We start from the raw sequence: 20857 nt of genomic DNA on the forward strand, positions 1-20857 counted from the left end.
GCTACCTGTGTGCTCACGGTGATCGTGGGACGCGGGGCCTCAGCGCTCCACGAACCCGCGGAGCCCGCCCTTCGCGGGCGACCAGCGTTCGACGACGTGGTCCACACTTCCGGGTGATTCCCCGGAGCGCAAAACAGCCAAAAGCCGCTCACAGTGTTCACGAACACCCTCCGCTACCACCTCGACACGCCCGTCGGCCAGATTGCCTGCGCTGCCGACCAACCCCAGCTCAAGTGCCCTGCTGCGGGTCCACCAGCGGAAACCGACACCCTGCACCCGCCCGTGCACCCACGCGGTCAACCTGATGTGCGTTACTTCTTCACTCACGACCCCTATCGTGCACCATGTGGATGAACGCGGAGGGTGAACACAACGCTCGCTGTAGTTCGCAGACGGTGAAGCGGCGGTGATAATCTCCGCGCCGGGTCCCCACTTCGGGCTACCTCGCCCGGGTAGCCGAACTCCCCGAAGCCCCCCATCCGAGGAGCCAGCACATGCCCCGTCCCGACGGGTCTGATTCGAGCGCACGCGTGTCCGTGGCACCCCCGCGCGGCGCCACCGGCAAGCTCAACCGCGCAGGCTACGCCGTACTCGGCGTCAGCGGCCTCGTGGTGGCGACGGCCTTCGCCGCGATCGCCGAACTCGCGGGTCCCGGCGTCTCCGCCACCGCGGGCGGCACCGGTATCCCCGGCGGCGGACAGGGCGTCGCCCCCGCCGGCGTCCAGCTGGTGCCGGGCAACGCCGTCCCCGGCGGCCCGATGACCGTCAGCGGCTCGCCGACCCCCGGCGCCCCGTCCAGCTCGACGGCGCCGCCGACCACGGTGACGTCGGTCGGTCCGGACGGCAAGGAGACGACGAGCGTCGTCGCCCCGCCGCCGCCCGCGACGACTCCTGGCGGAGGTGAGCCGACGCGTACGGTGCTGCCGCCGTCGTCGACCAAACCGAGCTCGTCGAAGCCGACGACGACTCCGCCGAGCACTCCGCCGGAAACCTCGACGGGGAGCCCGACGACCACTACCACCACAGGTGGCGGCTCCAGCACCAGCGGCGCCCCCAGCGAGTCGACTCCCGGCCGGTCCAGCACCTCCGGCACCGACACCTCGACGAGCAGCGCCCAGTAGGCCTCACCGCGTGCCATGAAAGGACCTTTCCTTGCAAATTTCGCAAGGAAAGGTCCTTTCATAGCGTTCGGGGGTCACGTCCGCGTGTCATGAAAGGGTCGTTCAGGACGAAAAACGTCCTGAACGACCCTTTCATGACATCCGGGGACCACGACGGGGTCACATCTCGAAGCGGTACCCCATCCCCGGTTCCGTCAGCAGGTGCCGCGGCCGCGAGGGTTCCGGCTCCAGCTTCCGCCGCAACTGCGCCAGATACACCCGCAGGTAGTGCGACTCCGTCTCGTACGTCGGCCCCCACACCTCGTGCAGCAGCTGCTTCTGCGCCACGAGACGGCCCCGGTTGCGCACCAGCAGTTCCAGCACACCCCACTCGGTCTTGGTGAGATGCACCTCCTTGCCGTCCCTGCGCACCTTCTTCGCCGCGAGGTCGATCCTGAAGGATCCCGTGTCCACCACGGCGTCCGCACCGTCCACACTGGACGTGGCCGACCGGCGGACGGCGGCGCGGAGCCGCGCGAGCAGTTCGTCCATGCCGAAGGGTTTGGTGACGTAGTCGTCGGCGCCGGCGTCGAGGGCCTGCACCTTGTCGGCCGAGTCGCCGCGCGCGGACAGCACGATGATCGGCACCGTCGTCCAGCCGCGGAGCCCGGCGATGACCTCGGTGCCGTCGAGATCGGGCAGACCGAGGTCGAGCACGACGACGTCGGGTTTGGTCTCGGCGACGGCCTTCAGCGCGGCCGTCCCGTCGTGCGCGGTGATCACCTTGTAGCCGCGGGCGGACAGGTTGATCCGCAGGGCTCGCACGATCTGCGGTTCGTCGTCGACGACCAGCACGGTCGCCGACGCGTTGTCTGCGCTCATCGCACTCGCTCCTCCTCTTCGTTCTCGAGGCCCTCGTCGTCGAAAGCGAGGAGGCTCTTTTCCGGATCCTGACCAACATATGCGGGCAGCGAGATGACGACGGTGAGCCCGCCGCCGGGCGTGTCCTCCGCCCGGATCCGCCCGCCCATCGCCTCGGTGAATCCCTTGGCGACCGACAGCCCCAGTCCCACGCCGGGCACGCTGTCCCGGTCTCCCCCGAGCCGTTGGAACGGCGCGAAAGCCGAATCCGCGGTGCCCTTCTTGAGCCCGCGCCCGTGGTCGACGATACGCAGTTCGACGTGTTCGGAATGCGTGCTGGCCCGCGCCGAGACCGGCTCGCCGGACGCGCCGTGGCGCAGGGCGTTGTCGATCACGTTCGCCACCACCCGTTCCAGCAGGCCGGGATCGGCGCACACCGACGGAAGCCGCGAGTCGATCGCGACCACGACCGAATCCGAGTTGTCCACATTGGACAACGCGTGCGAGACGACCTCGTCGTAGCCCACGGGGCGCAGATGCGGGCGTACGGCACCGGTCGCCAGCCGCGACGAGTCGAGCAGGTTGTCGATCAGCCCGGCGAGCCGGTCCGCCGATTCCTCGATCGCTTCGAGCAGCTCGTCGGTGTCCTCTTCGGACAGTGAGATGTCGGTCGCGCGCAGGCTCCCGATGGACGCCTTGATGGACGTCAGCGGCGTCCGGAGATCGTGTCCCACGGCCGAAAGCAACGCCGTGCGCAGTTCGGTCGCCTCGGCCTTGCGTTCGGCCCGGATGGCCGCCTTCGCCGTCCGCTGCTGCCGCAGGGCCAGCAACGCCTGCCCTGCCACGGCTTCCAGCACTCCCCGGTCCGACGCGGGCAGCGCGCGGCCCCGCAGCGTCAGGTGGACGTCGGCGGTGACGGCGATATCGGCGTCGGCCTGATCCGGGTCCGCGCAGGGATCCGTGCCGGCGTTCGCCACCCGTTTCCACTTCCCGTCCCGTTTTTCCAGCAGGGTCACCGAAGTCATCCCGAAGTTCTCGCGGACCTTCTCCAGCAGCCGCTCGATCGGGTTGGTGTGGGTGAGCACGGTCCGCGCGTACGACGCCAGCAGCGCCGCCTCGGTCCGCGCCCGCGCGGCCTGCGTCGCGCGCCGGGCCGCGGTGTCGACGACCGCCGCGACGAGGATCGCCACGAGCACCATCGCGACCAGCGTGATCACGTTGCGCGGTTCGTGGACGGTCAGCGTGTACAGCGGCGGGGTGAAGAAGAAGTTCAGCAGCCCGGCCGAGACCACCGCCGCGAGCAGCGCGGGCCCGAGCCCGCCCGCGAGCGCGACCAGCACCGTCGCGAGGACGTAGTCGACCACGTCGGTGGAGAAGTCGAGGTGATCCCGCAGCAGGACACCGACCAGTGTCGCCAACGCGGGCAGCACCAGCGAGAGCGCCCAACCGGTCAGCCGCCGCGAAGCCGTGAGCGGGCTGCGGTTGAACCGGGCGCGCAGCCGTCCGCCCGCTTGGGCGTGCGTGACCATGTGGACGTCGATCGGGCCGGAGCGCTGGACCACGGCCGCGCCGATGCCTTCGTCGAACAGCCGCGCCACGCGTGACCGGCGTGAGGTCCCGACGACGAGCTGTGTGGCGTTCACCCCTTGCGCGAAGTCGAGCAGCGCGGTCGGCACGTCGTCGCCGACGACGGTGTGGAAGGTCGCGCCGACCTCTTCGGCGAGTTTCCGGTACTTGCCGACCGCCGTCGGCCCCATCCCGGCGAGCCCGTCGCCGCGCAGGATGTGCAGCACCTGCAGTTCGGCGCCCGCGCGGTTCGCGATGCGGCTCGCACGGCGGATCAGCGTCTCGCTCTCCGGGCCGCCGGTGATGGACACGACCACCCGTTCGCGGGCTTCCCACGTGTCGGTGATCTTCTGCTCGGCCCGGTACCGCTGCAGCGCGACGTCGACCTGGTCGGCGACCCACAGCAGCGCGAGCTCCCGCAGCGCGGTGAGGTTGCCGGGCCGGAAGTAGTTGCCCAGCGCCGCGTCGATCCGCTCGGCCGGGTACACGTTGCCGTGCGCCAGTCGCCGCCGGAGCGCTTCGGGGGTGATGTCGACCAGCTCCAGCTGCTCGGCCCGCCGCACGACCTCGTCGGGCACCGTCTCCTGCTGGGTGACGCCGGTGATCCGCTCGACGACGTCGTTGAGGCTCTGCAGATGCTGCACGTTGACCGTGGAGAGGACGTCGATCCCGGCGGCGAGCAGTTCGTCGATGTCCTGCCAGCGCTTCTCGTTGCGCGAACCCGGCACGTTGGTGTGCGCGAGTTCGTCGACCACCGCGACCTCGGGGGCGCGGGCGAGCAGGGCGTCGAGATCCATCTCCTCGAACTCGCGGTCCCGGTGCGCGGACCGGCGGCGTGGCACCGTCTCCAGGCCTTCGACGAGCTCCGCGGTCTTCTTCCGGCCGTGTGTCTCGACCAGGCCGATGACCACGTCGGTGCCCCGGTCGAGGCGGCGTCGCGCCTCGCCGAGCATCGCGTAGGTCTTGCCGACGCCCGGGGCCGCGCCGAGGTAGATCCTCAGCTCACCCCGGCGCGGCTTGGTCGTGTTCTCGTCCACGTCTGTCAGTGTGCTCCTCCGGCCGCGTCGCGCACGGCCAAGTTGACCTTCAGCACATTGACGCCCGGCACACCGATCCCGGCGCCGCTCGTGTTCTCCGCGACGAGCTGCCGGACCTTCTCCTCGGACAGGCCCGTGTTCCTGGCCACTCGCGGGATCTGGAGGTCGGCGTAGGCGACGCTGATCGCCGGATCCATCCCCGATCCCGACGCCGTCACCGCGTCGGGCGGCACCTGCGACTCCTGGACGCCTTCGCGGGCGGCGATGAGCTTCTTGCGTTCGCCGATCGCGGCGACCAGGTCCTCGTTGTACGGGCCCTTGTTCGACGGGCCGGACGACGACGGGTCTCCGGGACCGAGGACGTCCTTCGAGCCCGCGGACGGGCGGTTGTGGAACCACGGATCCTTGGCGGGGTCCGCCGCGACCGGGTCGACGCCGATCAGCGACGAACCGACGGCTTGCCCGTTCTGGGTGATGATCGAGCCCTCGGCGTTGCCTTCGAGGCCGGGGATGCGGGAGACCGCCCACACTCCGAGCGGGTAGACGACACCCAACAGGACGGTGAAGACGAGCAGGACCCGCAGCCCGGCGAGGGTCTGTTTGAACAACGGTTTCACGAGGTCACCCGATTCCAGGGATGAGACGGACGAGCAGATCGATCAGCCAGATCCCGAGGAACGGGCTGACGATGCCGCCGAGGCCGTAGACCAGCAGGTTCCGGCGCAGCAGCGCCGAGGCCGAGGACGGTTTGTACCGGACGCCGCGCAGGGCGAGCGGGATCAGCCCGACGATGATCAGGGCGTTGAAGATGACCGCCGACAGGATCGCCGACTTCGGCGTCGCGAGCTGCATGACGTTGAGCGCGCCGAGCTGGGCGAAGATGCCGGTGAACATCGCGGGGAGGATCGCGAAGTACTTCGCGAGGTCGTTGGCGACGCTGAAGGTGGTCAGTGCGCCGCGGGTGATCAGCAACTGCTTGCCGATCTCCACGATCTCGATCAGTTTCGTCGGATCGGAGTCGAGGTCCACCATGTTCCCCGCCTCCTTGGCGGCGGAGGTCCCGGTGTTCATCGCGACGCCGACGTCGGACTGCGCGAGCGCGGGGGCGTCGTTGGTGCCGTCGCCGGTCATCGCGACCAGCCGCCCGCCTTCCTGCTCCTTCTTGATCAGCGCCATCTTGTCTTCGGGTTTGGCCTCGGCGAGGTAGTCGTCGACGCCCGCGTCCCGCGCGATGGCCTTGGCGGTGAGCGGGTTGTCCCCGGTGATCATGACGGTCTTGATCCCCATCGAACGGAGCTGGACGAACCGCTCCTTCATCCCGGGTTTGACCACATCGGACAGCCGGATCACGCCGCGCACGAACGCTTTCGCGCCGTCGTACTCCGCGACCACCAGCGGGGTCCCGCCCTGCTGGCTGATCTCGTCGACGACGCTTTCGGTCTCGTCCGGCATGTCGCCGCCGCGTTCGCGGACCCACTCGCGCACCGCGGCGGTGGCCCCCTTGCGGACCTGCCGTCCGCCGATGTCGATACCGCTCATCCGGGTCTGCGCGGTGAACTCGACGAAGTCCGCGAGCTTCTCGTCGGCGGACGCGGTCTCCGCGAGCCCGTGCTCCCTCGCGACGAGTTCGACGATGCTGCGGCCCTCCGGCGTGCCGTCGGCGAGGCTGGAGAGCCGGGCCGCCTTGGCGATGGCGTCCACAGTGGACTCGCCGACCGGGATCAGCTCGGTGGCCTTGCGGTTGCCGAAGGTGATCGTGCCGGTCTTGTCCAGCAGCAGTGTCGAAACGTCGCCCGCGGCCTCCACCGCGCGACCGCTGGTGGCGAGGACGTTGCGCTGCACCAGCCGGTCCATGCCCGCGATGCCGATCGCGGACAGCAGCGCGCCGATCGTCGTCGGGATCAGGCAGACCAGCAACGCGGTCAGCACGATCACCGACTGCTGGCTGCCCGAGTAGCCCGCCATCGGCTGCAGCGCCACGACGGCGAGCAGGAAGATGATCGTGAGCGTCGAGAGCAGGATCGTCAGCGCGATCTCGTTCGGCGTCTTCTGCCGGGAAGCGCCCTCCACCAAGGCGATCATGCGGTCCACAAAGGACTCGCCGGGTTTGGTGGTGATCTTCACGACGACGCGGTCGGAAAGCACCGTGGTGCCGCCGGTGACCGCGCACCGGTCGCCGCCGGATTCGCGGATGACCGGGGCCGACTCGCCGGTGATGGCCGATTCGTCGACGGTCGCGATGCCCTCGACGACGTCGCCGTCACCCGGGATGACCTGACCGGCCTCGACGACCACCAGGTCACCGACACGCAGGTCGGCACCGGGCACGGTCTCCTCGTCGCCGTCCTCGGTGAGACGGCGCGCGACGGTCTCCTTCTTGCTGCGACGTAGGGTTTCCGCCTGCGCCTTGCCCCGGCCCTCCGCGACGGCCTCGGCGAGATTCGCGAACAGGACGGTGAACCACAGCCAGATCGTGATGAGGATGGTGAACACGCTCGGGTCGGTGATCGCGAAGATCGTGGTCAGCGCCGAGCCGATCCACACCACGAACATGACCGGGTTGCCGAGCTGGTGCTTGGGGTTGAGCTTGCGCAGCGCCTCCGGGAGCGAGGTCAGCAGCTGGCGGGGACTGAAGATCCCCGCGCCGACCCGGCCGGTGTTCTCCACGTGGTGCTGGGTTGTTTCTTCGGGTGTGCGTTCTTGGGTGACGGTCATGCGAGTGCCTCTGCGATGGGCCCGAGCGCGAGCGCCGGGATGAAGGTGAGGGCCGCGACGAGCACGATCGTGCCCGCGAGCATCGTGCCGAAGAGCGGCCCGGTGGTGGGCAGCGTGCCGGCGGTCTCCGGAACCTTCCGTTGGGAGGCAAGGGATCCGGCCAGGCACAGCACGGCCAGGATCGGGATGAACCGGCCGAGCAGCATCGCCACCGACAGCGAGGACTGGAACCAGTCGTTCGTCACGGTGAGCCCGCCGAACGCGCTGCCGTTGTTGTTGCCCGCCGAGGCGTAGGCGTAGAGGACTTCGGAAAGGCCGTGCGCGCCCGAGTTCGTCATGGCGGCCGGGGTGTCGGCCAGCATCAGCGCGACACCGGAGCCGAGCAGGACCACGGTCGGCATCGCCAGCATGGAGACGGCCGCGCAGGTGACCTCGCGTTTGCCGAGTTTCTTCCCCAGGTACTCCGGCGTCCGGCCGACCATCAGCCCGGCGAGGAACATCGCGATCACGGCCATCACGAGGATGCCGTACAGACCGGTGCCCACCCCGCCCGGCGAGATCTCGCCCAGCAGCATGTTGAGCAGCGCGCCTCCGCCGCCGAGCCCGCTGTAGCTGTCGTGCGCGCCGTTGACCGCGCCGGTCGACGTGCCGGTGGTGGCGTTGGCGAACAGCGAACTCAGGCCGATGCCGAACCGCTGTTCCTTGCCCTCCAGGTTCGCCCCGGCGGCCAGCGACGCGGGTCCGCTCGCGTTGGCTTCGGACAGCCAGGTGACCGCGAGCATCGCGGTGAACAGCCCGGCCATCACCGAAAGCAGGACGTAGCCCTGCCGCGTGTTGCCGACGAGTTTGCCGAAGGTGCGGGTCAGCGAGACCGGGATGACCAGGATCAGGAAGATCTCGATCAGGTTGGTCCAGGCGTTCGGGTTCTCGAACGGGTGCGCGGAGTTGGCGTTGAAGATGCCGCCGCCGTTGGTGCCGAGTTCCTTGATGGCCTCCTGGCTCGCGGCGGGCGCGAGCGCGATCTTGCTCGTGCTGCCGTCCGGATTGAGGACGTCGACGCCGCTCTTGAGGCTCTGCACGACGCCGAGCGCGATCAGCGCGATCGCCGCCACGAACGCGATCGGCAGCAGGATCCGGATCGTGCCGCGCGTCAGGTCCACCCAGAAGTTGCCGAGGCGGTCGGTCTTCGAGCGGACGAAGCCGCGGACGACCGCGATGGCGACCGAAAGGCCGACGGCGGCGGACAGGAAGTTCTGCACGGTCAGGCCGGCCATCTGCACGAAGTGACCCATGGTCGCTTCGGGGCTGTAGGACTGCCAGTTCGTGTTCGTCACGAAGCTGACGGCGGTGTTGAAGGCGACCGCCGGCGAGACCGGTTCCTTGCCGAGGCTCCACGGCAGGATCGCTTGGAGCCGCTGAAGCAGGTACAGGAAGACGACGGAGACGAACGAGAAGCCGATCACGGCGGACGCGTAGGTCTTCCAGTGCTGTTCCGATCCGGGGTTCACCCGGAACAGGCGGTACAGGCCGCGTTCGGCCTTGGTGTGCTTCTCGACAGAAGACACAGTGAAGACGCGCGCCATGTAATCGCCCAGTGGCCGGTAGACCACGGCGAGCGCGACGAGGAGGAGGCCGGCCTGCAGGAGGCCGGCCATCGTGTCTGACATCAGAATTTCTCCGGCCTGACCAGTGCGATGAACAAATAGACGATCAGCCCCAGCGCCAGCAGTCCGCCGACGACGTTGGCCACGGCTCCCGTGCCGGTCACAGCTTTTCCAGACCGCGAAGGGTCAGGGCGAGAACCACGAATACGCCGATCAGGAGCACGGCGTAGAGCAAGTCGGCCACTAGGCACCTCTCAGGACAGGTCACCCCATCGGCGACCAGGACCTCGCAACACTGCGCCAGGTCAGGGCGCTTCCGGCGACGGACTGACGGCCTCTTGATGCCCCGATCGGGTGCCTTTACGACTTCTTGATGCCCGGTGACGTGCCCCACAGACCGTGACGCACTGCGGACGGAGCGTGCAATTCGGGCAGACAAGCGGCGCGAACCGTGTTACACCAGTGTTACGGATAGTTGTATGTGCTAACTAATCACCAGGAGGTAGCGATGTGCGGAATCGCAGGGTGGGTCTCCTATGACACGGATCTGACACAACGTCGCGAGGTCGTCGACGCGATGACCGAGACGATGGCGTGCCGCGGACCGGACGACTCGGGCACCTGGGTCCGGCCGAACGTGGCGCTGGGACACCGGCGGCTGGCGATCATCGACCTGCCGGGCGGCAGGCAGCCGATGGCCGAGGCCGGGCTGGCCGCGATGGTCTACAGCGGTGAGGCGTACAACTTCACCGAGCTGCGCGAGGAACTTCTCAAGCGGGGCCACAAGTTCGAGACCGACAGCGACACCGAGGTCGTGCTCCACGGCTATCTGGAGTGGGGCGACGAGGTCGTCGACCACCTCAACGGCATGTACGCCTTCGCGATCTGGGACGAGCGCGAAGAGAAGCTCGTGATGATCCGCGACCGCATGGGCATCAAGCCGTTCTACTACTACCCGACCCCGGGCGGCGTCCTCTTCGGTTCCGAGCCGAAGGCGATCCTCGCGAATCCCTTGGCGCGCAAGGTGGTCGACACCGACGGTCTGCGCGAACTGATGTCCATGACCAAAACCCCGGGCTGGTCGCTGTGGAAGGGCATGCACGAGGTCGGTCCGGGCACGATCGTCACGGTCGACCGCTCCGGTATCCGTACGCGGACGTACTGGAAGCTCGACGCGAAGCAGCACACGGACGATCAGGAGACCACGGTCGAGCGAGTTCGCGAGCTGATGACCGACATCGTGCACCGTCAGCTGATCGCCGACGTGCCCCGCTGCGTCCTGCTCTCGGGCGGGCTCGACTCCAGCGCCGTCACCGGTCTCGCCGCCGCGCGGCTGGCCGAACAGGGCGAGCGGTTGCGCACGTTCTCCGTCGATTTCCAGGGCCAGGAGGAGAACTTCAAACCGGACGAGGTGCGCGACACCCCGGACTCGCCCTTCATCCGCGACGTCGCGCAGCTGGTCGGCTCCGACCACAAGGACGTCGTGCTGAACCCGGCCGAGCTCAGTGACCCGGAGGTGCGCCGCAAGGTGCTGACCGCGCGGGACATCCCGGCCGGGCTCGGCGACATGGACACGTCGCTGTACCTGCTGTTCAAGGCGATCCGCGCGGAGTCGACGGTGGCGCTGTCCGGCGAATCCGCCGACGAGGTCTTCGGCGGATACCGCTGGTTCCACGACGAGGCCGCGGTGAACTCGGGGACGTTCCCCTGGCTCGCCTTCCGGATGGGGCTCACCAGTGAGCGCGGCGCCCTCCTGCGCGGTGAGGTCCAGAAGAAGCTGGACCTGCCCGGCTACATCGCCGACCAGTACGCCACCGCCGTCGCGCAGGTCGAGCACCTCGACGGCGAAAGTGAGCAGGACCGCAAGATGCGCACGGTCTGCACCCTGCACCTGAGCCGGTTCGTGCGGATGCTGCTGGACCGCAAGGACCGGGCGTCGATGGCGGTCGGGCTCGAAGTGCGCGTGCCGTTCTGCGACCACCGCCTCGTCGAGTACGTCTACAACACGCCTTGGTCGCTGAAGACGTTCGACGGCAGGGAGAAGAGCCTGCTGCGGCACGCGACCGAACACGTGCTCCCCGCCTCGGTGCGGGACCGGGTCAAGAGCCCGTATCCGTCCACTCAGGACCCCGGCTACGCGGCGGCGTTGCAGCAGCAGGCCAAGGAGGCCCTGACCGAACGGGACAACCCGGTGTTCGAGCTGGTCGACCGCGACTGGCTGCACCGGGTGTCCGAAGTGGACCCGGCGACGATGTCCTCGGCCCAGCGCTCGGGGATCGACCGGGCGCTGGACCTCTACCACTGGTTCGACCTGTACCGGCCCGAACTGCAGCTGGACTGAGGTCTCGGTCCGCCGCCGTCTCAGCGACGGCGGCGGACCGTGCCCCCTGCCGCGACACCCCCGAGCACCGCGGTCGCGGCGAGCAGGATGCCCGCCTCGGTCCACTGGAACCGCCAGAACCGGCCGGCGGGCTGGTAGACGGTGAAGTCCCGGTAGCCCGCCGCCTCGACACAGGCGTTCATCCCCTTGCCGCGAGGACATTCGGGCACCTCGTCGAGCAGGCGCAGCTCCCGGCCGTCCGGCGCGACCCGGCCCGCCCGCACGATCAATCCGTCCTTTGTGGAGGGATCGACGCCGACCGTCCGGACCGGCTCGGCGTAGTGCGGCCGCAAGAGCATCAGGGTGATCGAGGCCGCGACGAACACCGCGGCCGTGATCGCGATGGCGGGCAAGGTCTTGCGCACCAGCACCCCCGCCGCGGTACCGAGGACGAACGCGAACAACCACCACGCGGCGGGCGCGACGCCGACGGCACCGAAGTACGACGTCTCGTTGAGGGTCTCCGCCTTGCCGGGGAAGATTTCCAGCCACCGGCCGAACATCTGTCCCGAAGCGAGCCCGGCGAGCGCCGCGGCCACCGCGAGGACGCCGAGCTTGGCGGCCAGCCAGCGGCCGCGGCTCACCGACTGCGTCCAGACGAGCTGATACGTGCCCCGTTCGTATTCCCTGGCGAGCAGCGGCGCGCCCCAGAAGACACCCGCCAGCAACGGGACGAACGGCAGGATCACGATCAGCGGGTAGATCTTCTGGTAGAGGTCTTCCAGTCCCGCGTCGTACTCGCGGCAGGGCACGCCGCCGCCGTAGCAGTACGAAGCGATCTTGCCGCTCGCGGAGCCGAGCGCGGCTTGTCCGGACAGGAGCAGGATCCCGCCGATCACGGCGAGGAACCCGAGGGTGACGAGCAGCTGGGTGCGGTGCTGCCGCCAGGTGAGCCAAAGCAACGAGAGCGCCTTTCTAGGAGCGGCGACGGACGGCGAAGGTCGCGGCGACGGCGAGCAGCAGCGAGAACCCCGTCAGGATCGCGGCTTCGGTCCATTGGAAACGCCAGTACCAGTCGTGCGGCAGGATCTTGAGCGCGGTGATCTCCCCGGCGGCGTCCCTGATCATCTCCACGACCCGGCCGACGGGCTCCTTGCCGAGCGGGACGAGTTCGGGTTCCGCGTAACCGTCACGGACGTTGCTCAGGCCGATCATCAGGCCGACGGCCACCGCGATGGTGACGGCGATGGCGGGCAGGGTCTTGCGGATGAGCGCGCCCGCGGCGGTGCCGAGCACGAACCCGAAGAGCCACCACGCGCCGGGTGCGACGCCGGTCATCGTGAACAGGACCGGGTTGTCGAAGCGGCTGGTGAAGGCGACGTCGCCGCGATCGGTCGGGAAGGCCTCCACCCAGCGCTGCATCATCGCGCCGAACGCGAGCCCGCCGAGAGTGGCGAGGACGGCGAGGAACCCGAGCTTCACGCCGAGCCAGCGGAACCGCGAGATCGACTGGGTCCAGGCGAGTTTCGTCGTGCCGCGCTCGTATTCGGCCGCCACCAGCGGGGCGCCCCAGAAGACACCGATCGCCACCGGGACGACCTGGAGCCAGGAGAGATAGGTGTACAGATCCTTGAAGAGTTTCGCCGGATCCGGGCTGTCCGCGGCGGCGTTCCCGTTGACCAGCAACAGGATCCCGACGGCGACGAGCAGACCGGCCGTGATCAGCAGCTGCATCCGGTGCTGGCGGTAGGTGAGCCAGAACATCGTTCTCCCTTAAGCCGAAGCCAGTGTCGGGCGAGGCAGGCTCGCGGATTCGGGCCGCCGCAGGTACGCGAGCACCAGTTCTTCGAGGTTCGCCGGCCGTTCGCTCCACTGTGGACCGAGCGGAACCGGCTCGGTGCGGGCGAACACGGTCGCCTGCCTCCCGGCGCGGGCTTCGTCGACGACCGTGACCCGCTTGGCCAGCGCGTCGGCCTCCTCCACCGGTCCGGTGAGCGTGCGGTGCCCGGCGACGAGTTCGTCGATGTCGCCGCTGACCTGGACGCGGCCACCGTTGAGGACGATCAGCCAGTCGCACGTGTTCTCCAGATCGGAGACGACGTGGGACGAGAGCAGCACGGTCATTCCGGTTTCGGCGACCGCCTCCATCAGCCCGCGCATGACCTCGTGACGGGCCAGCGGATCGAGGTTCGCGAGCGGCTCGTCGAGTACCAGCAGGTCCGGGCGTTTCGCGAGCGCGAGGGTGAGCGCGACCTGCGCTCGCTGCCCGCCGGACAGCTTGCCGACCTTGTGGTTCAAGGCGAGCCCGAGCGAATCGATGCGCTTAAGCGCGAACTCGTCGTCCCAGCCCGGGTTGAGGCGCCTGCCGAACTTGAGCATCTCGGCGATGCTGAAGCCCGGGTACAACGGCTTGTCCTGCGCGAGGAAGGCGGCGGTTCCTTGGATCGAGACCGAGCCGAGGGTCGCGTCGAGCAGCCCGACGGCCAGGTGGAGGAAGGTCGTCTTGCCGGCGCCGTTGGGCCCGACCAGTGCGACGACCCGTCCTTTCGGGACGGAGAGGGAGCAGTCGCGCAGCGCCCACTTGCGGCGATAGCGCTTGGCGAGGCCGGTCGCCTCGAGGACGGGTTTCTCAGTCACGCGGTCCGCTCCCCTCGAAAGCCGTCGACCACCACGGAGGTGAACAGTGCCTCGACGTCTTCCTGATCCAGCCCCGATTCCCGCGCGTCGCGGACCCAAGCCCCCAGGCTTTTCCGCAACCGCGTGCGCTCCGCGAACGAAGCGCCTCCGAGCGTCTTCTGAACGAAGGTGCCGAGGCCCGGCTTCCCTTCGACGAGCCCTTCGCGCTCCAGCTCGCGATAGGCCTTGAGGACGGTGTTGGGGTTGATCGCCAGCTCGGCGACCACCTCCTTCGCCGTCGGCAGCCGGTCCCCCGGCTCCAGCAATCCCAGGCGCAGGGCGTTCTTGACCTGCTGGACGAGCTGGACGTACGTCGCGACGCCCGAGCCCTTGTCCAGGTGGAAGGTGACCACTGGCAACACCCTTTCACTAATTAAGTAGTGAAAGGGTGCAGGCAGACGTCCGCGCCTGTCAAGTGATCACGGGGAAAAGACGTGAAGGCCCCCTTGAGGGACTCTGGATCCCTCAAGGGGGCCTTCACGGAAAACCCCAGCCCCAGTCAAGAAGAAGTGCCAGTTCGACGACACGGGGGAAGACGTCGAGCTGGCACTACCCCCAACCCCCACCGCCGTCAGATGGCGGTGCCTGTGCAAGTTGAAGGTGCCCACCGTCGTACCGGAACCGAATGGGGGGTCCTGCCCGTCTGGTTGGTTGGGCACGGTTCCGGCGACGGGTCCTCGGTGGACACCTGGCAAGGATCACGCCGTCCGGATGCAGGGCGCTTGCACTACGCTTGCAGGCTCTGACGAGGGTGAGCGGAGGTGGCCGGGTGGAGTTCCGCGTCCTCGGCGCCGTCGAGGCGTGGGCCGGTGGCGTTCCGGTCGATCTCGGCTCGCCCAAACAACGGCTCGTGCTGGCGGTCCTGCTGCTGGAGGCGGGCAAGCCGGTGCCACGCGACCGGATCATCGACCTGCTCTGGCCCGAAGAACCGCCCGCCAGTGCGCGGAACACCGTGCAAGCACTGGTGTCGAGGCTGCGTGCGGTGTTCCGCGGCGCGGGCGGGCCGGAGATCGTCTCCGAGGGGACCCGGTACCTGCTCAAGGTCGACGCGCGCCAGGTCGACCTGCACCGCTTCACCGAGCTGACGGCGCAAGCCCGCGACGCCGACGACGAGACGGCCGTGGAACTCCTGGACGAGGCCCTCGGCCTGTGGCGCGGCGACGCGTTGTCCGACGTGGTGAGCGGCGAGGTCGCCCAACGGCTCCGCGGTGGCGTGCACGAGGCACGCTGGACGGCGCTGGAGGATCGGGCCGAGGCGCAGCTGCGGCTCGGGCGCGGCAGGCAGGTCCTCGCCGAGCTGACCGAACTGGTGGCCGCGCATCCCCTGCGGCAGCGGTTCGTCGGGCAGCTCATGCTCGCGCTGCACCGCGAAGGCCGCACCGACGACGCCCTCGAAGCCTTCCGCGCCTTGCGGGACCGGCTCGGCTCCGAGCTGGGGCTCGACCCGTCCCCGGAGCTGCGGCGACTGGAAACCGCCATCCTCGGCGCCGATCCCGCGCTGGAACCGGCGACCAGGCCCGAGCCGGTCCGCCCCGCCCAGCTGCCGCACGACGTCCGCGGGTTCGCCGGGCGCGCGACCGAACTGGAGCGGCTCGACGAGGCGACCCGGCACGCGGGCGAGGGCACCGACATCTGGGTCATCAGCGGGACCGCCGGGGTCGGCAAGACCGCGCTCGCGATCCGGTGGGCCCACCACGTCCGCGACGCTTTCCCCGACGGCCAGCTCTATCTCGACCTGCGCGGTTTCGATCCCGACCACGAACCGCTCACTCCGGCCGTCGCGCTCACCCAGCTCCTGCAGGCGCTCGGCACCGCGCCCAAGGCGATCCCGCCGGACATCGACACGCGGGCCGCGTTGCTCCGCTCCCTCCTCGCCGACCGGCGGGTGCTCCTGGTGCTGGACAACGTGCGCGACAGCGGACAGGTGCTGCCGCTGCTGCCGCCGTCGGGCACCGTCCTGGTCACCAGCCGGCAACGGCTCGGCGACCTCATCGCCCGCACCGGCGCCAGAGCGCTCCCGCTGTCCGTGCTGCCCGCCGAGGACGCGCGGCATCTGCTGGAAGCCGTGCTCGGCAGCGAAACCGTCGCCGCCGAGGAAGGCGCGGCCGCGGAACTGGCCCGGCTGTGCGGGCATCTCCCACTCGCCCTTCGGATCGCGGCGGCCAACCTCGGCGCGAGCGGCGAGCCCGAGATCGCCGAACTCGCCCGCGAACTGGCCAGCGGCGATCCGCTGGCGGAACTGACCGTCGACGGCGCCGAGGAAAGTGCCGTGACCACGGCATTCGGCGTCTCCTACCGGGCGCTTCCCGAGGAGCATCGCGAGCTGTTCCGCCGTCTCGCGCTCGTCCCTGGACAGACGTTCACCGCCCCCGCCGCCCAGGCGCTGACCGGCGTTCCGCATTCGAAGGCGAACCAGCAGCTCAAGGCGCTGGCGGCCGCGCACCTGGTCGAGCGCTACACGCCGGGTCGCTACCGGTTCCACGATCTTCTCCGCAGTTTCGCGGCGGGCCGCACGCTGTCGGAGGACACGAAGGCCGAACGGGAGGCCGCGGAGAGGCGGCTCTTCGAGAGCTACCTGACCACGGCCGACGCCGCGGGCCGCGCCCTCATCCCGCATTTCCTGCGCCTGCCGCGTGAAGAACCGGCGGACGCGCCCTTCGCCGACACCGACGAGGCGCTGGCGTGGCTCGACGCCGAGTGGCCGAACCTCGCCGCCGCCGTCGAGCACAGCGCCGAACACGGCCCGGCCGAGTTCTCGTGGCATCTCGCCGACGCGCTCCGCGCCTTCTTCCACCAGCGCGGTCATCACGCGGAATGGATCGACACGGCCTCGACGGCGCTCAAGGCCGCCCGCCGCAGCGAAGCCGGGCAGGCACAAGCCGCGATGCACCTGAGCATCGCGCTCGCCTGCGTCAACAGCGGCCGCTACGACGAAGCGCGCGAGCACCTCACCAGCGCTCTGCGCGGCGACCTCCTCGACGGCTGGGACGCCGGCCGCGCGGCCGTGCTCAACAACCTGAGCGCGGTGCACCAGCGGCTCGGCGACCCGCAGGAGGCCATCCGCTGTGGGCTGGAATCCCTGCGGCTGTGCGAAGAACTGAACATGCCCGCCGTCTCGATGGCGCTGGCGAACCTCGGTTTCCCGTACTGGCAGACGGGTCAGCTCGACGAGGCGCTCGCCAACTTCACACGCGCGCTGGCGGTCTCCGAACGGGACGGCGCACGGTTCAGCGTCGCTGTGCTACTGGTCGACCTCGGCAACGTCCACCGCGACCTCGGCCTTCCCGACGACGCCTACGACTTCTACACCCGCGCGCTCGCGGCCAACCGCGAACTGGGCTACACCTACGGCGAGGCGACCGCGCTGTCCGGCAGGGCCGTCCTCGAAAGCAGGCGCGACCCGAGCGAGCAGAACCGCACGGACGCGCTCGAAGCCGTCGAACTCACCCGCAAGATCGGCGACCGGGGCACCGAGGCCTGGACGCTCGTCGGGCTCGGCGAGGTCTGCCTGCGGCTCGGCCAGCCCGAGGAGGCCGCCGAGCACTACCGGCTCGCTTTGTCCATCGCGCGGACGACCAGCTTCTTCTGGTGTGAGGCCGCCGCGCGGACCGGGCTCGCGGAAACCCTGCTGAAACTGGGGAAGCTCACGGAAGCCCGGACACACGGTGAGCTGGCCCTCGAACTCGCCGCGCGCTCCGGTTACCGGCTCGTCGAAGAACGCGCGAAGCTGATCCTGGACGAGCTTTAGCTCTTCGTCCCGGACGACTTCACACTGCCGGCGATCGCCGCCGCGACCGCCGCGAGGACACTGAAGACGATCATCAGCGCCATCGCGGTGCTGTCGCTGTCGTCGAAGCTGAAGAGCCACTTGACCTGGCTGCTCAAGGGCGTGCCCCAGACGAGCGGCATCCCCACGAACACGGCCACCACGTAGAACACGCAAAACCCGAACAGCGTCCACACGCCGGGAATCCTGCGAGCGAACGTGAATCCCGCCGCGACCACCAGCACGACAGCGGACAGGGCGCCGCTGACCATGTTCTGCACCGTGATACCCGACAAGCCGCCGTTCGCCTCCGTGGCGACGAAGACGTTGTAGAGCGCGAACCAGACGAGCATGGCGGCGGCGAGCAACGCCAGGACACCGGCGATCACCGCCGCCGGGGCGTTGGCCCGCGGCTTGGGCCGCGCCGCCGGAATCGGTCCGGCGGCCATCGGCGGCCGACCGTACTGAGGAAAGCCGGGCCCCGGTGGATTCGGCTGCATCCGCTCTCGCTCTCCTCGCGCGTTCGGTCCCTGTCGTTCGCGACCACCCTAGCGATCGGGGCGCTTCGGCGGTGGCCGATGGCAGGAAGCTGTCGCGGGTTCGGAAGGGATCTTCATACATTGCCAAGTACATGAAGGGGGCCTTCACTGCGCCGGACTCCAGGGTCCCGGGAAAGTCGCATAAGTGCCGGCCAGTTCCACTCTCGGCGAACCGCGGATGACAGGAGGTTCACCCTGTTTCCGTCCACAAAGGACGCCGACAGTCGGGTAAATGTCCGTTTGATTCTTATTTGTACGGTTTCCGAGTGGGGTCGTGAGTGGCGATTGTCGTTAGAACGACCAAAAACACTCACGACCACCCCGGAAAACGCCCAAACCGGGCATGACCGCCTTGGCAGTGTCCCCTGTGGACGGTCGAGCGATGTGGGGATCAGCGTGACGAGCCCCCTGGCCGCCGCTTGACCGGCGCTTATTCGACTTTGCCGGGACCCTGGCGCTAGGCGCAACGAAGGGGGCCTTCCGGGCCGTTGGAGGGACTACGCAATCGGCGGTTTCGCGCGACTGGATGGACGACACACGTGACGGGAGGGACGACACGCGTGTCTGGGCGGACGACTCGCGGCGGCGACCGTGCCTCAGACGCGGACCTCCTCCACCCGCACCGGGCGGCGTTCGCGGCGCGAGACCTCGCACGCTTCGGCGATGTAGAACGCCTCCAACGCGTCAGCCGCACCGCACGGGCTCGGCGCGCGACCGGCGGCGACGTCGAGGAACGTCTTCAACTCGCTGACGTACGCGGGGCGGAAGCGTTCCATGAACCCGGGGTACGCCGGGCCGGGCAACGGCTGGACACCGGGTTCGACCGAGGTCAGCGGCGCTCGGTCGTCCAGGCCCACGACGACGTTGCCCGCCGAGCCGAGCACTTCCAGCCGGACGTCGTAGCCCGCGCCGTTGTAGCGCGTCAGCGAAACCACCGCGAGCGTTCCGTCGTCCAGCGTCAGGGTCGCGGCCGCGGTGTCGACGTCACCTGCGTCGACGAAGAAGCGCTCGCCCTTGTTCGTCCCCACGGCGTAGACCTCGACGACCTCGCGGCCGCTCACGAAGCGGACGACGTCGAAGTCGTGCACGCCGCAGTCGCGGAACAGGCCGCCGGAGTGCGCGACGTACTCGGCGGGAGGTGGTGCTGGGTCGAGCGTGGTCGCGCGCAAGGTGTGCAGCCAGCCGAGGTCGCCCGAAGCCACCGCCGCGCGTGCGGCCGCGTAGCCCGCGTCGAACCGGCGCTGGAAACCGATCTGCACCGGGACGTCGGCCCCGGAGATCTTGTCGATCACCGCGAGTGTTCCCGGGATGTCGGCGGCGACCGGTTTCTCGCAGAACACGGGGATCCCCGCGTCAACGGCCTTGAGGATCAGCTCCGGATGCGCGTCCGTCGCCGCGGCGATCACCAGACCGTCCAAAGAGGACGCGAACAGCGAAGGGATGTCCGCCGCCGCTTCGACGCCGAGTTTCGCCGCGGCGGCCTGGGCGCGGGCGGCGTCGACGTCGGCGACGACCACGGACGAAACCTCGTCGAAGCTCTTCAAGGTCTCGGCGTGCGAAGTGCCGATCCGGCCGGTGCCGGCGAGTCCCAACCTCATGTGGTTACCTTTCTGGAGCGGCGGTGGTCGATCGGACCACCAGCGACGGGTGCAGCAGATGACGGACCGGTTCGGCGCGTTCACCCCGGATCCGTTCGAGCAGTGCTTCGACGGCCAGCCTGCCCATCTCCGTACGCGGCTGGTCCACGGTGGTCAGTGAAAGATGGCGCAACGCGGCGAGCGAGGTGTTGTCGTAGCCGACCACGGAAACGTCTTCCGGCACACGCAGGCCCACTTCTTCCAACGCGGAGATCGCGCCGACGGCGTTGAAGTCGTTGCCCGCCACCAGCGCTGTCGGCATTCCGCCTTCCGGAGGATCGCTGAGCAGCTCGTGCACGGCCTTCTCCCCCGCGGTGTCGGTGTGCTCGCTGTGCACGATGACCGGATGCAGCCGATGCCGGCGCATGGCCTGCAGGTATCCCCGGCGCCGGGCCGCCGCGCCGGCGGCGAGCCCACCGTCCAGATGGGCGATCCTCTTATGTCCCAAGGAAACCAGGTGATCGACGGCGAGGGCGGAGCCGGCCTCTCCGTCGTCGTTCACCGTGTCCACGCCCGCCGCGCGCGATGTCCGCGACACCAGGACGACGGGACTTTGCGCGGCCGCCTCCTCGATCGCCGACGCGGGGACCACCGGCGACAGCAGGATCACCCCGGCAGGCCGGAAGGAAAGCAGGCTCTTCAGCGCCGCACGCTCCCGGGCGGGACTCCGGCCGCCGGTGTTGAGGATCAGATGGAACCCGGCCGCTTCGGCCGCCGCGTCGAGCCCCTCGACGACGTCGGCGAAGAACGCGTTGCGGAGATCGGAGACCATCACACCGAGGACGGTCGACGTCCGGCTCGCCAGCGACCTGGCCATCGCGTGCGGCTCGTAACCCAGTTCGTGCGCCGCACACAGCACGCGCGTGCGCCGCTCGTCCGAAACGTTCGGCGCGTTCCGCATCACCAGCGACACGAGCGCACGGGACACCCCCGCTTTCGCGGCGACATCCTCCATCGTCGGTCGCGCCATTTCCCTCGTCCCCCTGCCCTTGACTTTACTGTGACGGACGCTACATGATTAGAGCGCTCTAATCAA

General features: G+C 69.1%; 17 protein-coding genes. 2 read left to right on the top strand and 15 right to left on the bottom strand.

From position 1 onward, the window contains the following. Window positions 1-39 precede the first annotated feature (39 nt). The 8 genes from AMK34_RS40655 to kdpF form a co-directional block, all read right to left on the bottom strand. Window positions 40-327: an acylphosphatase gene (locus tag AMK34_RS40655; RefSeq protein ID WP_073849093.1), complete on the bottom strand. Its 288-nt coding sequence runs from the start codon at window positions 325-327 to the stop codon at window positions 40-42. A 253-nt stretch (window positions 328-580) separates the two neighbouring features. Continuing rightward, window positions 581-1138, bottom strand: coding sequence for a hypothetical protein (locus tag AMK34_RS40660; protein ID WP_198941855.1), 558 nt, complete (start codon window positions 1136-1138; stop codon window positions 581-583). A 142-nt stretch (window positions 1139-1280) separates the two neighbouring features. After that, the gene (locus AMK34_RS40665) at window positions 1281-1982 is read right to left on the bottom strand and encodes a response regulator (protein ID WP_037342241.1); all 702 of its coding nucleotides are present in this window, start codon (window positions 1980-1982) and stop codon (window positions 1281-1283) included. Then, on the bottom strand, window positions 1979-4564 hold the full coding sequence (locus AMK34_RS40670) for a sensor histidine kinase (RefSeq protein ID WP_051972392.1): 2586 nt from the start codon (window positions 4562-4564) through the stop codon (window positions 1979-1981). The genes AMK34_RS40665 and AMK34_RS40670 overlap by 4 nt, the downstream gene beginning before the upstream one ends. Before the next feature lie 5 nt (window positions 4565-4569). Beyond that, window positions 4570-5181, bottom strand: a complete 612-nt coding sequence (locus AMK34_RS40675; RefSeq protein WP_073849094.1) for a potassium-transporting ATPase subunit C — start codon at window positions 5179-5181, stop codon at window positions 4570-4572. Window positions 5182-5185: 4 nt separating this feature from the next. Continuing rightward, on the bottom strand, window positions 5186-7279 hold the full coding sequence (gene kdpB / locus AMK34_RS40680) for a potassium-transporting ATPase subunit KdpB (protein WP_073849095.1): 2094 nt from the start codon (window positions 7277-7279) through the stop codon (window positions 5186-5188). After that, entirely contained in the window at window positions 7276-8946 is a 1671-nt protein-coding gene (gene kdpA / locus AMK34_RS40685) for a potassium-transporting ATPase subunit KdpA (protein WP_038509763.1), read from the bottom strand. Before kdpA ends, kdpB begins: the two co-directional genes overlap by 4 nt. Then, on the bottom strand, window positions 8946-9047 hold the full coding sequence (kdpF, locus tag AMK34_RS40690) for a K(+)-transporting ATPase subunit F (RefSeq protein ID WP_007031325.1): 102 nt from the start codon (window positions 9045-9047) through the stop codon (window positions 8946-8948). The genes kdpA and kdpF overlap by 1 nt, the downstream gene beginning before the upstream one ends. A 344-nt stretch (window positions 9048-9391) precedes the next feature. Here kdpF and asnB point away from each other — a divergent pair, with 344 nt between their 5' ends. Continuing rightward, window positions 9392-11224: an asparagine synthase (glutamine-hydrolyzing) gene (gene asnB / locus AMK34_RS40695; protein WP_073849096.1), complete on the top strand. Its 1833-nt coding sequence runs from the start codon at window positions 9392-9394 to the stop codon at window positions 11222-11224. Between the two features lie 20 nt (window positions 11225-11244). On the opposite strand, the gene AMK34_RS40700 is transcribed toward asnB, so the two are convergent. The 4 genes from AMK34_RS40700 to AMK34_RS40715 are packed head-to-tail and all read right to left on the bottom strand — an operon-like array spanning window position 11245 to window position 14232. Continuing rightward, the gene (locus tag AMK34_RS40700) at window positions 11245-12165 is read right to left on the bottom strand and encodes an ABC transporter permease subunit (protein WP_073849097.1); all 921 of its coding nucleotides are present in this window, start codon (window positions 12163-12165) and stop codon (window positions 11245-11247) included. A 13-nt stretch (window positions 12166-12178) separates the two neighbouring features. Then, the gene (locus AMK34_RS40705; protein WP_073849098.1) at window positions 12179-12967 is read right to left on the bottom strand and encodes an ABC transporter permease; all 789 of its coding nucleotides are present in this window, start codon (window positions 12965-12967) and stop codon (window positions 12179-12181) included. 9 nt (window positions 12968-12976) lie between these two features. Beyond that, window positions 12977-13840 (bottom strand): ABC transporter ATP-binding protein, encoded by an 864-nt coding sequence (locus tag AMK34_RS40710; protein ID WP_037342231.1) that lies wholly within the window; start codon window positions 13838-13840, stop codon window positions 12977-12979. Next, window positions 13837-14232, bottom strand: coding sequence for a GntR family transcriptional regulator (locus AMK34_RS40715; RefSeq protein ID WP_016336295.1), 396 nt, complete (start codon window positions 14230-14232; stop codon window positions 13837-13839). The genes AMK34_RS40710 and AMK34_RS40715 overlap by 4 nt, the downstream gene beginning before the upstream one ends. A 416-nt stretch (window positions 14233-14648) precedes the next feature. Between AMK34_RS40715 and AMK34_RS40720 the strand changes: the two genes are divergently transcribed. Continuing rightward, on the top strand, window positions 14649-17627 hold the full coding sequence (locus tag AMK34_RS40720; protein WP_073849099.1) for an AfsR/SARP family transcriptional regulator: 2979 nt from the start codon (window positions 14649-14651) through the stop codon (window positions 17625-17627). On the opposite strand, the gene AMK34_RS40725 is transcribed toward AMK34_RS40720, so the two are convergent. The 3 genes from AMK34_RS40725 to AMK34_RS40735 form a co-directional block, all read right to left on the bottom strand. Continuing rightward, the gene (locus AMK34_RS40725; RefSeq protein WP_083650151.1) at window positions 17624-18094 is read right to left on the bottom strand and encodes a hypothetical protein; all 471 of its coding nucleotides are present in this window, start codon (window positions 18092-18094) and stop codon (window positions 17624-17626) included. The two genes, AMK34_RS40720 and AMK34_RS40725, sit on opposite strands and share 4 nt — an antisense overlap. Before the next feature lie 686 nt (window positions 18095-18780). Continuing rightward, window positions 18781-19782 carry a Gfo/Idh/MocA family protein gene (locus tag AMK34_RS40730; protein WP_037342227.1) on the bottom strand — a complete coding sequence of 334 codons (1002 nt, stop codon included), beginning with the start codon at window positions 19780-19782 and terminating at the stop codon, window positions 18781-18783. Between the two features lie 4 nt (window positions 19783-19786). Beyond that, window positions 19787-20791, bottom strand: a complete 1005-nt coding sequence (locus AMK34_RS40735; RefSeq protein ID WP_038509744.1) for a LacI family DNA-binding transcriptional regulator — start codon at window positions 20789-20791, stop codon at window positions 19787-19789. Window positions 20792-20857 lie beyond the last annotated feature (66 nt).

Source organism: Amycolatopsis sp. CB00013 (genome assembly GCF_001905755.1).
Taxonomy (GTDB): Bacteria; Actinomycetota; Actinomycetes; order Mycobacteriales; family Pseudonocardiaceae; genus Amycolatopsis; species Amycolatopsis japonica.